General features: G+C 44.9%; 13 protein-coding genes. 6 read left to right on the top strand and 7 right to left on the bottom strand.

Annotation, left to right across the window (positions count from 1 at the left end):
- Nucleotides 1-192: 192 nt before the first annotated feature.
- The 3 genes from QUB26_RS24230 to QUB26_RS24220 all read right to left on the bottom strand — a co-directional run bounded on the left by QUB26_RS24230 (nucleotide 193) and on the right by QUB26_RS24220 (nucleotide 3,392).
- Nucleotides 193-1,071, bottom strand: coding sequence for an inositol monophosphatase family protein (locus QUB26_RS24230; RefSeq protein WP_333320027.1), 879 nt, complete (start codon nucleotides 1,069-1,071; stop codon nucleotides 193-195).
- 90 nt (nucleotides 1,072-1,161) lie between these two features.
- A complete protein-coding gene (locus tag QUB26_RS24225) occupies nucleotides 1,162-2,286 on the bottom strand; it encodes a cupin-like domain-containing protein (RefSeq protein WP_333245876.1) in 1,125 nt (374 codons plus the stop codon).
- Nucleotides 2,287-2,534: 248 nt separating this feature from the next.
- Nucleotides 2,535-3,392, bottom strand: a complete 858-nt coding sequence (locus tag QUB26_RS24220; protein ID WP_333320025.1) for a sugar kinase — start codon at nucleotides 3,390-3,392, stop codon at nucleotides 2,535-2,537.
- Nucleotides 3,393-3,484: 92 nt separating this feature from the next.
- On the opposite strand from QUB26_RS24220, the gene rsmI reads away from it, so the two are divergent.
- Together rsmI and QUB26_RS24210 are read left to right on the top strand one after the other, a co-directional pair.
- Nucleotides 3,485-4,366 carry a 16S rRNA (cytidine(1402)-2'-O)-methyltransferase gene (gene rsmI / locus QUB26_RS24215; protein WP_333320023.1) on the top strand — a complete coding sequence of 294 codons (882 nt, stop codon included), beginning with the start codon at nucleotides 3,485-3,487 and terminating at the stop codon, nucleotides 4,364-4,366.
- Between the two features lie 78 nt (nucleotides 4,367-4,444).
- A complete protein-coding gene (locus QUB26_RS24210; protein WP_333320021.1) occupies nucleotides 4,445-5,662 on the top strand; it encodes a glycosyltransferase in 1,218 nt (405 codons plus the stop codon).
- Between the two features lie 152 nt (nucleotides 5,663-5,814).
- On the opposite strand, the gene QUB26_RS24205 is transcribed toward QUB26_RS24210, so the two are convergent.
- On the bottom strand, nucleotides 5,815-6,801 hold the full coding sequence (locus QUB26_RS24205) for a DNA cytosine methyltransferase (RefSeq protein ID WP_333320018.1): 987 nt from the start codon (nucleotides 6,799-6,801) through the stop codon (nucleotides 5,815-5,817).
- Nucleotides 6,802-6,960: 159 nt separating this feature from the next.
- On the opposite strand from QUB26_RS24205, the gene QUB26_RS24200 reads away from it, so the two are divergent.
- From QUB26_RS24200 to QUB26_RS24190, 3 genes are all read left to right on the top strand, one after another.
- Entirely contained in the window at nucleotides 6,961-8,226 is a 1,266-nt protein-coding gene (locus QUB26_RS24200) for a folylpolyglutamate synthase/dihydrofolate synthase family protein (protein WP_333320016.1), read from the top strand.
- Between the two features lie 268 nt (nucleotides 8,227-8,494).
- Complete coding sequence (locus QUB26_RS24195) at nucleotides 8,495-8,749, top strand: hypothetical protein (protein WP_333248595.1); 255 nt, start codon at nucleotides 8,495-8,497, stop codon at nucleotides 8,747-8,749.
- On the top strand, nucleotides 8,749-9,201 hold the full coding sequence (locus tag QUB26_RS24190; RefSeq protein ID WP_333320033.1) for an Imm30 family immunity protein: 453 nt from the start codon (nucleotides 8,749-8,751) through the stop codon (nucleotides 9,199-9,201). The genes QUB26_RS24195 and QUB26_RS24190 overlap by 1 nt, the downstream gene beginning before the upstream one ends.
- Before the next feature lie 158 nt (nucleotides 9,202-9,359).
- On the opposite strand, the gene QUB26_RS24185 is transcribed toward QUB26_RS24190, so the two are convergent.
- The 3 genes from QUB26_RS24185 to QUB26_RS24175 all read right to left on the bottom strand — a co-directional run bounded on the left by QUB26_RS24185 (nucleotide 9,360) and on the right by QUB26_RS24175 (nucleotide 11,980).
- On the bottom strand, nucleotides 9,360-9,935 hold the full coding sequence (locus QUB26_RS24185; RefSeq protein WP_333320014.1) for a Uma2 family endonuclease: 576 nt from the start codon (nucleotides 9,933-9,935) through the stop codon (nucleotides 9,360-9,362).
- Nucleotides 9,936-10,317: 382 nt separating this feature from the next.
- Complete coding sequence (locus QUB26_RS24180) at nucleotides 10,318-11,601, bottom strand: sugar ABC transporter substrate-binding protein (protein ID WP_333320031.1); 1,284 nt, start codon at nucleotides 11,599-11,601, stop codon at nucleotides 10,318-10,320.
- 142 nt (nucleotides 11,602-11,743) lie between these two features.
- The gene (locus QUB26_RS24175; protein WP_333245900.1) at nucleotides 11,744-11,980 is read right to left on the bottom strand and encodes a hypothetical protein; all 237 of its coding nucleotides are present in this window, start codon (nucleotides 11,978-11,980) and stop codon (nucleotides 11,744-11,746) included.
- A gap of 174 nt (nucleotides 11,981-12,154) precedes the next feature.
- Here QUB26_RS24175 and pilM point away from each other — a divergent pair, with 174 nt between their 5' ends.
- Entirely contained in the window at nucleotides 12,155-13,249 is a 1,095-nt protein-coding gene (pilM, locus tag QUB26_RS24170; RefSeq protein WP_333055140.1) for a type IV pilus assembly protein PilM, read from the top strand.
- Nucleotides 13,250-13,543 lie beyond the last annotated feature (294 nt).

The following is a 13,543-nucleotide window of genomic DNA, read 5'->3' as shown; positions in this document are numbered from 1 at the left end:
AAACCAATTTTTCTTTGACACATCTTCTCAAATCCCCTTGACAACTGGCATACAGGCTTAACTTGTGACCAATGGGGCGGGTTTACTAGATAATTGGTTTTAAGCAATTATTTCTCGTAAACCCGCCCCTAAAACTGATTCGTTACCATCTTTACGGGCGATTCCCTACGGGATAGCTTCGCACGCGCGGACTTACTTCAAACCCCCATCTATCCCTGCTAAAATCTCCTCAGCTTGCCCGCACAAAGCAGCGTGACAGCAACCATTACTCGCCAACAATCCCCCCCACTGACTCACATCTCCCCGGTTATATTGCAAAGCAGAACCGTCAAAACGAGTAAATTGACCGCCCGCTTCAGTCAAAATTAATTCCGGTGCCGCTAAATCCCAATCTTTCGGTGCAGACTTTCCCGAAAGCGCAATATAAACATCAGCCTTTTGTTCGACAATAGTCGCAATTTTACAGCCGATACTGCCGACAGCTAGTTGATTTTGACATGGCAGTTTTTGTAACAATTGATTAAAGCGATCGCCCCGGTGACTGCGGCTAGTTACTATAGATAAATCTGCCACTATATTTCGCGCCGAAACCTGCAACTTGACCGCAGAACCGGCCCGACTTTCCATAAAAGCGCCCGCATCGCGGATTGCGTAATAAATCTTTTGCTGTTGCGGCCAGGCCACAACTGCCAATACCGGTCTTCCCTCGAAGGCTAAAGCAATGTGAACAGCAAATTCACCTGTCCTGTCAATAAAATCTCGCGTTCCATCCAAAGGGTCAATAATCCAAACCCAACTTTGAGGTAAGGGAATTTGACCGTTGGTTGTCAAATAAGATTTGTAAGTTTCTTCGGTGAGATAGCCAAATTCTGTATTCCCTAAAGCCGACTGCAATTCGTCGAGAATGTAAGAGTTGACAGCGACATCGGCGGCGGTGACGGGGCCATCTTTTTTCTCTTGAATGTCGAGGTTAGGAGTGTTGGAATCCTGGCGATAATAGGATTGTAGGATATCTGATGCACTCCAGGCGATCGATCGTGAAATTTCGCTTAATTCTTCGAGAGTTTTCATGAATTTCTTTTTTTTTTGAACCGCAGATAAACGCCGATTTCTGTAGGGGCGGTGCCCCCGTGCCCGCCCCTGGGAACCATACATTAGAAATTACCAATTAATATGAGGATATTTCCATTCATAATAATTAGGAAACACAAAATTAGTAAACGAAACCGAAATACTCACTTCCAATGATTTTACATGATGCCACCAACCGACAGGAATAAAAATAGCTTCTCCCGGTTCCAAAATCACTTCAATAATTTTCGCATCTCTGTAAAGCGGGTATTTGTCATAATCGGGATTTTCGCCGTCAACCTTACTGAAAACTCCGACGTGATTATAAAGCAGAGGTGTTTGTTGCGGAGAAATCAATTTAATTAGTTTGCGACCCGACACTTGAGCTAAAATTAAATTAACTGGGTCATGGTGTAGCGGTGTAATCGTGCCTTTCGGGCCGAACCAAAAGAAAACTCTGCCTTTTGTATCCGTTGGATTTAGGTATTCGGGGAATATTTCAATGTCGTTAAATAGCGGTTTAAATTCCTCTCTTTCAAGAGTTTGGTTGTTAGCAACCATGTAGTAATCGTTGCTAGGCCCGCCCTTGACCACCATGTCTACATATTTGCGGAACAAAACAATTTTTTTGTGATTTTCTATCTTAATTTCGTAATTCGGGTCGGAATTGCGGTTGGCTTGAATTTGTACCTCTGCATCGCCATATTTTTCTTGCAAATACTCCGGCGTCCACAACTGCAACGCTTTCCAGTTGTGCATGATATTGGTAATAATTACTGGAGTATTTTTGGCGTAGTAATTTTCGAGAAAATACTCTCTGGAAAGGCTGCTTTTGCGTTCGATTGTGCCAAACTTGGAAGACAATGCAGCTAATTGATTGTTAATCCTGAGATGCGATTCTAATTTCTGCAATAACTGCACGTACTGACTGCCTGCTTGGAAGTAGGGATGAGATGATATTTCCCTAACTTCTGCGGTGGCTGTTTCCGCATCTATGCCGGTATTTATTAAGGCTTGAATAATTTCGGCGTCGGGTTGATTTAATAATTTGTTGGCCGCCACCCACTGTTTCATATTATCGGGAACTTCTGGTTTGCTTGGGGTGAGTAGATTGGGCAAGTTTTGTGTCAGCCATTCTAGGTTAACTTGCTGTTGTTCTGTTAGGGTAATCCGCAAAGGGGGAAGGGTGATAGTTAGGGGTTGGGTGTCAGACATGATTCGGGTATGTTGGTTTGGGAGTGTTTGGTTTGGTTTGAGGTTGTTTCACTAATATAGCAATTTTAACGAACTGCGAAAATTCACAGGCGAGACGCCTGTTCCACGGGCCCGAAGGAAGAGAAAAGGGAAGTTCACAAATTTTGTCGAGGTTGCTGTCAGGATTTTAACTTAACAGGTGTTGCTAGTTCAAGTTTTCTAGCTTTGAGGGGTTTTAACCGGATAGTTTGGTTAATTTTAATTGAAAATTAACTCTTATTCATCCAGGCGCGGGTTCCGAAGTTGTTGCAGGAATGGGAAGCGATTTTAGCTGATGCGGTGAGAGTATCGGTAAAGTTATTTTGCAAAATGTAGTGACAGAAAGCCCCGTGAAAGATGTCGCCAGCGCCTAAAGTGTCTGTGGCTTGAATTTGAGGTACTTCTATACTGCCGTAACTGCCATTGCTGAGGTATGAAATTGATTTTTCGCCGCGAGTGATGGCAATATTGGGAATTCCTGCTGCTGAGAGGTAAGCAAAGACTTGTTCGGAATTGTCGCAGTTGGGCGGATGAAAGTTATCCGAACATACAGCCCATTCAATAAAAGGTAATATTTCTTCTAATCCGGGTTTCCAACTGCCGCCATCGAGGACAATGGGAATGTTTTTTGACTTGGCAAGTTGAGCAATTTCTTTGCTGGCTGCGATTTGATGTCCGTCAAGCAGTACAATATTAACTGAGGTTAAAATATCCTGGTTAATTGTTTGACTGTCAACTTGCGATTTCGTAGCATTGATAGAAATTACCGATCGATCGCCCGTTGCTTCAGTTACAATAATCGAGGAAACTGGCGGCGAGTGCGATCGCCCTGGTGCCAAATCAATTATCCTGACATTATACTCCGCTAAGTCTGCACGAATTAATTGGGCGATCGCGTGAGTGCCCAAAACCCCAGCCCATACCGCCGCATTCCCCAAATAGCTAAAAGTGACCGCAGCATTTGCCGCCGGCCCGCCCGCAGCAATGGTACAATCAGAAGCAACAACTTTCTGATTTTCACCCGGAGGCTTCTCGGCCAAATAAATTAAATCTAAAGTCGCCAATCCCAAAAACAATCCGGTTTTCATATCTTCTTAAATGTGTGGCATGGGCCTGTGGCATGGGCCTGTGGCATGGGCGTCCCGCCCGTGTCCTATCGTTAAAAAATCCCAATCTTAAAATGCAAGCAAATCCCAATACAGGAACACTTTACATCGTAGGAACCCCAATCGGCAACCTCGAAGACATGACCTTTCGCGCCATCAAAATCTTGCAAACAGTAGACTTCATCGCCGCCGAAGATACCCGCCATACAGGCAAACTTTTGCAACATTTTCAAATTAAAACGCCCCAAATCAGCTATCACGAACACAACCAACACCAGCGACTTCCCGAACTCATCGACAAACTGCATTTAGGCAAAGATATCGCCCTCGTCACCGATGCCGGAATGCCGGGAATTTCTGACCCCGGTTCCGAGTTAGTCAAAGCTTGCGCCGATGCTAATATTAACATTATTCCGATTCCCGGCCCGACCGCTTGCATTGTTGGCATAACTGCATCAGGATTACCCACAGAGAGATTTGTATTTGAAGGTTTCTTACCCGTGAAAGGTCAAGAACGGCAACAGAGTTTAGAAGCTTTGCAAATAGAATCCCGCACTATAATATTATACGAATCTCCGCACAGATTGCGACAAACTTTACAAGATTTAGCAAATAGTTTGGGAAGCGACAGACAGATTGTGCTGGCGAGAGAGTTAACCAAAATGCACGAAGAGTTTTGGCGTGGTAGTATAGAAAGTGCGATCGAGCTTTACACCAATCGCGAACCCCAGGGAGAATTTACCCTCGTAATAGCCGGCATCCAAACAGCCGCCCCAATATTTTCCGAAGACGCAATTAAAGCAGAATTGCAAACATTAATAGCAGAAGGCATAAGTCGTTCCCAAGCCAGCCGCCAACTCGCGCAACAAACATCCCTTCCCCGCCGCCAAATCTACCAACTCGCCCTCACAATAGGCGACAATGAATCACTAGAACAACCCGTAGATGACTTGTGAATATCTCTCTTCTTCTCTGCGCCCTCTGCGCCCTCTGCGGTTAAATAAAAAAAGCTAGATACTCACACTCAGAATTATATGGTACGCGGAAACTACGATCGACAAAAACCATATTTACGCAACCCCCACATCAACAAACCAATCGCCGAAATCTATGCAGACTTAGACGCCTTTACCTGGGAGATATTTGAAGACCAACCCCACCGCTTCGATACCGTCAGTTTCTACGTATTGCTTCCCCCACTATTTTACGAAGGGCGTTTCATCAAAGGAATTTACTTCAGCGAAGCAGTCGAACTCATCAACAAACTATTTCCCCAACTTTCCTCAGTATTTTTCTCCTTCACCTATTCCCCCGGAATCTCCTACTCCTGGGCCCCCATAGCTGACGCCTACTCCAGTTTATACAAAAACCCACAGCGAGAAAAGTGGTTTCGCGAAACTTATGTCGATCGCGCCCACAAACCAATCATACCACTGCAAGACACCGACTTTATCAACGAATACTTAATTTCCCCGCGCAACGTCCCCGCCAAAGACATCGACTTGCTAGCCGTCGCCCGACTCTCCGAAGAAAAAAATTTGCCAATCATAGCCAAAGCCTTAAAAGTTTACCGCCAAAAATATCCGCAAAAGCCGATTAAATTAACAGTAGTCACCGGCCACGAATTTGATGCTAGCAACCTGAAAACTCTCGACGAGTACGCATTAAAAGAATGGCGGCAAATCGAGGAAATTTTAACCAATCCCTCCGACTACATTAACTTAGTGCCGAGGGTTGACTACTACAGCGAAATCCCCACATATTATTCGCGAGCCCAAGCATTCGTCCTCGGTTCCCTTCTAGAAGGAAAAAACCGGGGAATTACCGAAGCCATGAGTTGCAACGTACCTGTAATTTGTTTTGAAGAATTCAACCAATACGCCAGAGGAAACTCGCCAGTTTTCCCCGAAGGTGCGGGTCTTTACGCCAAATTTGACCCAGAATCTCTCGCAGATACTATATATACAGTATTGGAAAATCAAACAGAATTTAAGCCGCGATATCAGTATTTAAAGCATTGCGGCCGCAAGAACTTTTTCAATACTTGTATAGACAGTTTTCCTTACTATCAGCACAACATTCCCGACTACAAGCCGGGAGATGCGATTAACAATTTGTGGCTGGATTTAGCAGTTCAGCAAAATTATCAAGTTAGTTTGAACAGCTTTTTGTACGGAGGTTCTCCTTTGTCTCATATTCGCGGGATAAATGCGATTCAGCAGAATCTAGGTCAGTTAACCAAGTTTCAATGACAGATAATTCGGAATTATTAAACCGCAGAGGCCACAGAGGACACAGAGGAGGAGAAGAGAGAGATGAATAATACGGATTTGAGATTAGTCTTTATAGCGATGACTTTCGCTAAAAGCGCCGTGGAATTCATTGCCTAGGGACTGGTAGATGGTCAGCTTAAGTTGACAATATCCTCAAAAATCTTACTTGCCAAAACTCTTGCCAAATTCACAGGAACAGCATTGCCGACCATTTTGTATCCATCAGCAATATACTTGTACTTAAAAATAAACTCATCCGGGAAAGTCTGAACTCTCGCACATTCTCGCACAGAAAGCCGACGGTAAGGCAGAGGCGAATTGGGGTCAAAAATGCGTTTGTCTTTGCCAACCAAAATCATTTTACTAGCTTGAGGATGGAGAGGTGCGTGTCTGCCGCTTGCCTGAATTGTAAACGAAGGTTCTGACCAACTTCTCACTCGATTGCGCGACATATAAATGCTGGAAAACCCCAAATCCGCACATTCGTGATTTGGGACAGAATCGTGATAATTATCTAATTTACCCTTAACTGACATAGGGGCGATCGCCTGCAAATCAAAAATCGCATCTTTCAGCGTCAAAACATCAGTTCCAGGTTCGGGAAACTCAAAACCCAAACCCAGATTCTGCCGATAGCCAACAACAATCACCCTTTGCCTATCTTGCGGAACCCCAAAATTTCTAGCATTCACCAACTTGTAGGAAACCCGATACCCGATGTCCTCAAACTGCGATAATATATAAGTAAAAGCATCCTTGTTTCGGGCCGCCAAAATACCGCTAACATTCTCAGCTAAAAAAAACAAAGGCTGCTTGTCCCGCACAATTCTGATATACTCCCAGAAAAGTTGACCCCGACAGTCATCAATCCCCCGTTTCGCCCCTGCTTCACTCCAACTTTGACAAGGAGGCCCGCCGATTATCCCAATACAGTTGGGAATTTCATCAGATTTGATTTTTCTGATATCTCTGCGATCTAAAATAGTGTCAGGATGATTGAAATTATATGTATCCCAAATAGACTTATCATATTCATTCGCCCAAACCGCATTAAACCCAGCTAACCGAAAACCCAAATCCAACCCCCCACAACCAGAAAACAGAGAAATAATATCCAAAATCACCTTTCTTCACCCGCAATAAAGTACAATAAATCAATTATAAACCTCTCTTTTATTACATATCTCTCTCTTTCTTCTCTCACTCTGCGCCCTCTGCGCCCTCTGCGGTTAATAAAAAAAATCTAATTCACACACAAACAGACTTTATCATCCTCAATGAATGCAGAATCCATCCTCCAATCCTATCAACATTTCGGCGTCCATCTCGGCTTAAAAAGAATTCACCAACTTCTCCAAAAACTAGACAACCCCCACAAACAAGTACCCATTATCCACGTTGCCGGCACAAATGGTAAAGGTTCCGTTTGCGCTTATCTCTCTTCCGTACTAACAGAAGCAGGCTATCGAGTTGGACGCTACACATCCCCGCACTTAATCGATTGGACAGAAAGAATTTGCATCAACCAAAAACCGATTTCCCCAACAGAATTGCAACAGTGTCTAGAACGAGTTGTCGCCGCCACCAAAAACAACACCGAAACACCCACTCAATTTGAAATAATCACCGCAGCAGCTTGGCTGTATTTCGCCGAACAAAAAACAGACATCGCAGTCATAGAAACGGGATTAGGCGGTAGATTAGACGCCACAAACGTTTGCGAAAAACCTCTCGCTAGCGTCATTACTTCTATCAGTCTCGACCACTGGCAAATACTCGGCCCCACTGTGGCAGATATTGCTGGGGAAAAAGCGGGAATTCTTAAAGCAAAATGTCCCGCAGTGATCGGAGAATTGCCAGAATCAGCTAGAATAATAGTAGAAAAACGCATTCAAGAATTAGACTGTCCGGCAACTTGGGTAAAACCAGCAAGAGATGTAGGACAAGGATTCGCAGAATATCAGTTAAATCAAAATGCGGTTAAAATAAAATATCAATTGCCACTGCTGGGAAAAATTCAACTAATGAATTCAGCAATTGCGATCGCAACTCTCGACATTCTCCAAAACCAAGGATGGCAAATATCCCCAACCGCCATCGAAAACGGTATCGCCAAAACCCAATGGCCCGGAAGACTCCAGCAGACAACTTGGAAAAACCGCAACATATTAATTGACGGCGCGCACAACCCCGCCGCAGCGATCGCCCTGCGTGAATATGTCGATAATCTTAACAGTTTCCAACCACCGATTAACTGGGTAATCGGCATTCTTGCGACTAAAGACTGCGATGATATTTTGAAAGCATTACTCAAAAAGGGCGATCGGCTTTACCTAGTACCCATACCCGATCAAAACTCATCATCCCCCGCAGAACTAGCCACCCTAGCTCAAATTATCTGCCCCGAATTAACTCTCTGTCAAGCCTTCCCCGACTTAACAACAGCTTTAGATGCTGCTGTTACAGGTGACAACCTCACAATCCTTTGCGGTTCGCTTTATCTCGTCGGCTATTTTCTGCAACAACAACAATCCCAAGCTTAAACGCATCCTGGCTTAAGATGAATTGTTCGGGTAAACTGGCAAGAGGTGCTTCATAGACACTGGGTTTCTTGTCGTAATATCATGTCCCTTAGCAGCGAAGAGGAGAATAGAAATAGCTAATTATACAAACAGACTTCTCCCAGGGGAAGGCGCCGTTGGATGTTACGGAAACCTGCTTAAAGCTGGACGAAGAGGCGATAATCTGACACCACATCACATTCCTTCTAATGGATTCATGGCAGCAAAGGTTCTTGGTTACAGAAGAGAAATGGGTATTGCTATAATGATGGAACACCCTTTGCCCGGTAAAGGAGGCCGTCATCGCCAGACTATCTCTTACGGACAATCTCCGAATCTCAGCTTGTTACCAAGGGAAGCACTAGCTAGAGAAATTAGCGATGCGCGAGCAATTTATCGCCGTCAGGGACTTTACACGCCACAAATTAGGCGCAGTTTACAGCAAGTTATCCAGTCAAATAAGTTAGCTTGGTTGGGCGTTTTTGAAAAGGGAGTAAATAGGTGATGAAGGAAAATAGCTGGATTACCATTTTGGCCGCTAATAAATTAATGCGATCCACGGAAGAAGTAACAGCTTTTGAAAATGCTTTAGCGGAATTCGCGAAGCATCCTGAGAGTGAACATTTACCAGATTTACATCTCATTTTAGACGATCGCTGCCAACAGCCGGAGGTCATGTTTAGCCTAATTCATTTTTTAGAATCTTTTGAAATGGAACAGCAGTTACAAGCATTTATCCGTGTCATCCCACAATTAATTGTTGTTGCCTCTGATTGGACAAGAATACTCCACAGTAGGATTTTGAATGATGAGGTTGCCTGCCGATTGTATAGAAATCTGTTACATTCAATTAACGCTCACAGCCCCCATTTTATTCGACAATTGCTGGAAGAAAGTGCTGCCTATCGATTGACGCATCAAAATTCACCGATTGAGCTAGCTGGACAAGTTCATTAGCGTTTATCTCCACCGCTGATGAATATTTGGCAGTGCGATCGCGATGAAGGAACACCTCGATAAGTAGAGTGGACGATTCCCTACCCTACCCTACGGGAACCCCTACGGGGAACGGGAACCCCTGCGGGAAGATAGCTTCGCTTCACGCTGTTTTTTCTTTAACCTTGTGTTTCTTCCTCCGTAAAGATAGGAGGCCACAATTCTGAAACGGGCAATTCCCAACCGGGAAAAAGTTCTACTACTGTTAAGATATCGCCATTTCCTAAAACAGTCGGTTCACCTGTAGAGCGATAAATAGTCACTGTTTCTTCATCAGGATCGATCAGGATTCCGACGATCGCACCCAGTTCTATAAACTTCAAAACTTTGGTTTCTATAGGCTTAATGCGATCGCCCTGAGATTTAATCTCAACCACCAAATCCGGGACAAGTTCTCCAAAATAACGCGGACTTTGGCGCAATCGGGCGGCGCGCACGAAAGAAACATCCGGTGCTTTGACATTCGTATCCGGCATGATGAAACCGCCTGCGGAGTCAAAGACTCTCCCCAAGCGACGGGGATAAACCCAGTTACCCAGCAAGCGAATCAAAATACTGCTGATTTCACTGGATACGATGTCTGATGGCCCTACAATTGAAAGTTTCCCGTCTTCTAGTTCAATTTGGTAATCTAAACCCGCTTCGGAAAAAAGAGTTTGAACTTGGTTTAAATCTTTGAGTGTCATCGCTGGCATAAGAATTTTCTCCTATTCCGATCTGAGCTTTGATTTTAACACAAGTCAAATTTCTGAATATTTGAGGAATTCAGGCTATCTTCGTAAACATCATCAATCAAGCTGCATTGAGAAAGAGGCTCGCACGGGATAAAGAAACCCGGTTTCTGGGATGAGCGATCGTTCTTATCAACAAACATTTACCTCTAAAATAGTCGAGATTGACTTATCCAGAGTTCTCCTCGGACTCCGCGTTGTGAAGAGGCGGTAATTTCATCATTCGATAATAACTTAAAAGCTTATATATGGCGGCACAGATTCCCATTATTAAATAATATGTCAACTCGCCCAAAAAAGCAAGAGGCGAGATCAAAAAAAATCCCGCCCCAGCTTCACTTAAAAACTACCTTTGATCCCAAGCCTTAGCCGCATCAGCCACAGCTTGATCTACCGACTTCTCATCCAACATTGCCGCCTGCAAATTGTCATAAATCGCCTTTTGCAACTTCTTAACATCCTTCAAAGGCGGAATCAATAGCTCAGCGGAAGTCAACCCAGAAGCACTAACAACCCGAGCTCGATCGGCAGCAGGAGCATCAGCAGAAACAGTCTTAAAATAATCGTCCTGCAAAGCCTCAACCGTAGAAGGCAAAACATTAGCAGCCTTAGCAAAAGCCAACTGATTTTGAGAATTAGTCACGTACAAAGCAAACTTGACAGCATCATCAGGGCGCTTGCTGTCGCGGGGTACAACCAAATTCATCACCGCCACAGTCTTCTTGCCTGTTTCCCCCGTAATTTGAGGCGCAGCAGTAGAAACAGCACCAATACTCGGAGCATTCTCAGCAATCGCCTTCAAAAACTGAGGCCCGGAAGCTAAAAAAGTAGTTTCCCCAGCTTGATAAAGCTCGATCGCCCTACGATGTCCCTGCACCAAAACATCCTGCGGCAAAAGTCCGTTCTTGTACAAATCTACCCAATACTGAAAAACAGCTTTGCCCTTAGCAGTATTAAAAGCCGCCTTGCCTTTCGCATCAACCAAAGGCACACCCATCTGCACGAAAGATTGCAAAACTTCCGCCGAATCTTCCGGCACAAAAGTCACAAAAAAAGCAAACTTACCCGTCTTCTCCTTCACCTGCTTCGCCACCTGTGCCAACTCGGCATAAGTAGCAGGAGGCTTAGCAATTCCAGCCTTCTTCAACAACTCCGTATTGTAAATTGTCACCCCAGTCGTGAGATACCAAGGAATGCCAAAAGTCTTGCCGTCGAGTACACTAGCTTTCCAGATATTTGGGAGATAGAGCTCACGAACTTGCTGCGGAATTCGAGAATCCAAATCCAGCCAAGCATTGCGTCCCGCCAACAGCGAAGCAAAATCGGGATTTAGGTTCACCACATCCGGCGCATTTTTCGCCGAAACAGCCCCCAAAATCTTGCTTTCCATCGCCGACCAAGGAACGTCCACCCAGCGCACCTTCACCCCCGGATTTTCCGCTTCAAAACCGGCGATCGTCTTGTTGAAATACTCAGTAAACTGAGGTTGAAGCTGCATAGTCCAGAACTCGATTTCCTGCGTATTATTTGCCTGGGAATTAACAGCCGGCTTGCTGCAACTCACCACCGCAGCCAGCAGCAGCCCCACCAGCCCAAAAACAGCAAAAAGTTGCCAAGATTTACGTTTCATAGAATAAAATTTGAGAGTTATGGGAACCGTCATTCGATTTTAGATTTTAGATTTTAGATTTTGGATTGACTTGCGCGAGATTAATTCGGGGGACGCAAGGATTTTAGATTTGAGATGCAAGGATTGACTTGCGCGAGATAAATCACGTGGCGGGTAACACCTTTGAAATTCGCTTGTCAGACAAAGGCACGCGCGGCGAAGCTATCCCGCAGGGAATCGCCCGAATCAAGCGCTCATGAGTCAGTAACAGAGTTTTGTACCTGGGTTCAGGAGCGAGATAGTCGGTTTTTGTGCAGAATCGGCGGGTTTTCGGTCGATCGAGCTGGAATTTATTGACATTCTCCGCAGAATAGCTATTGTCAAGTAAATTGGATAGCATAAAATCGGAACTAGCGATCGCGCAACACAGACTGAGCTGTGCAGAAGAAGGCGGGATACCGAGATTACAGCACTCTGGCTGCAGTTGGAAACCAACCCTCCAACACGCCTGCGCGCTGAATCAGGCTGGCCAACTACAAAAGAAAAAAATAGCAATTATCGGCGACCCAATCACATGGTTAACTTTTTCAAAGGTCTACTTTCCCAACGCCAGCCAGGAATCGGGATCGAAATAGCCCCAGACCGCATCAACATCATTCAGCTTGAAAAGAAAGCTCAGGCATTAAAATTAGGCATCCTAGCCTCAATAGAAGTTCCAGAAGACTATGTACAAGAAGGACAAATAGTCGATCCGCCGGGAATGGCAGAACTAATACGTACCGTCCTCACGGACAACAAAATCAAAGCCAAGCGAGTAGCCACAGCCATTCCAGGCCGCGAAGCAGTCATCCGCCTCATCCCAGTTCCCGCAGAACTCAACGAAGAAGAACTGCGGGATTACATGAACGCAGAAGCAGGACTGTACTTGCCATTTCCTAGAGAAGACGCCGACGTAGACTATCAAAAAATAGGCCTTTTTGTAGATGACGACGGAGTAGAAAAAGTGCAAGTCGTCTTAGTAGCAACCCGCAGAGAAGTTACCGACACATACATCGAAACATTCAAAGAAGCCGGATTGATTATAGACGTATTAGAAGTAACCAGTTTTGCCCTAATCCGCACCCTCAAAGAACAACTGCAACAATTTTCCTCCCAAGAAGCAGCAGTTCTCACCGCCATAGAATTTGACAGCACCGAGTTAGCTATAGTAGTGGACGGCATACCTCAGTTCAACCGTACCATCCCGATCGGCACCTACCAAATCCAGACCGCCCTCAACCAAGCCATGAACCTGCCACCAACCAGAGACACCAGCGAACTGCAAGGCATGACCCTGCCAGTCACAGATACAATGGGCGCATCGGGAGACGCCAATCCGGGAACAAATGCGATGATTAAAGTATTGGGAGAACTAGCAGACGAACTGCGCCGCTCAGTAGACTTTTACCTCAACCAGAGCGAAGAACTCGAAGTAGCGCAACTACTGCTAGCGGGTCCGGGAGCTGCGATCGGCAAACTAGACGAATTTTTTATGCAAAGATTAAGCTTGCCCGCATCTCAAGTCGATCCCATCGAAACCCTAGGAGTCGAAATCAGCCAAGAAATTACCCCAGAACAGCGAGCAGGTTTAGGAGTCGCCCTAGGTTTAGGACTAAGGGAGGTTATGTGACCTAACAGTTTTAGATGAGAGAAAAACCGATTTGAGAATTTGAGGTAAAAACCCCTTCCAAAAGAAGAAGGCAGAAAGCAGAAGGTAGAATATTGGAGGTAGAAGATAGAAGGTAGAAGGTAGAAGGTAAAAGGTAGAATATATCTGAGGTAGAAGCAGCCCCTTCCTTCAGTAAAAGGCAGAAAGTTGTTTCTTTCTTCCCTAAATAAATCCTTCACTTGTACCAGCAATCTTGGGTTCTGTCTAAAATCTAAAATTTCTAATTTAAATCTATAGCAACAGCCAAGACTGTTA

This window comes from Microcoleus sp. B4-C1 (genome assembly GCF_036705285.1).
Taxonomy (GTDB): domain Bacteria; phylum Cyanobacteriota; class Cyanobacteriia; order Cyanobacteriales; family Microcoleaceae; genus Microcoleus.
This window is presented reverse-complemented; position numbering and strand designations above follow the sequence as displayed.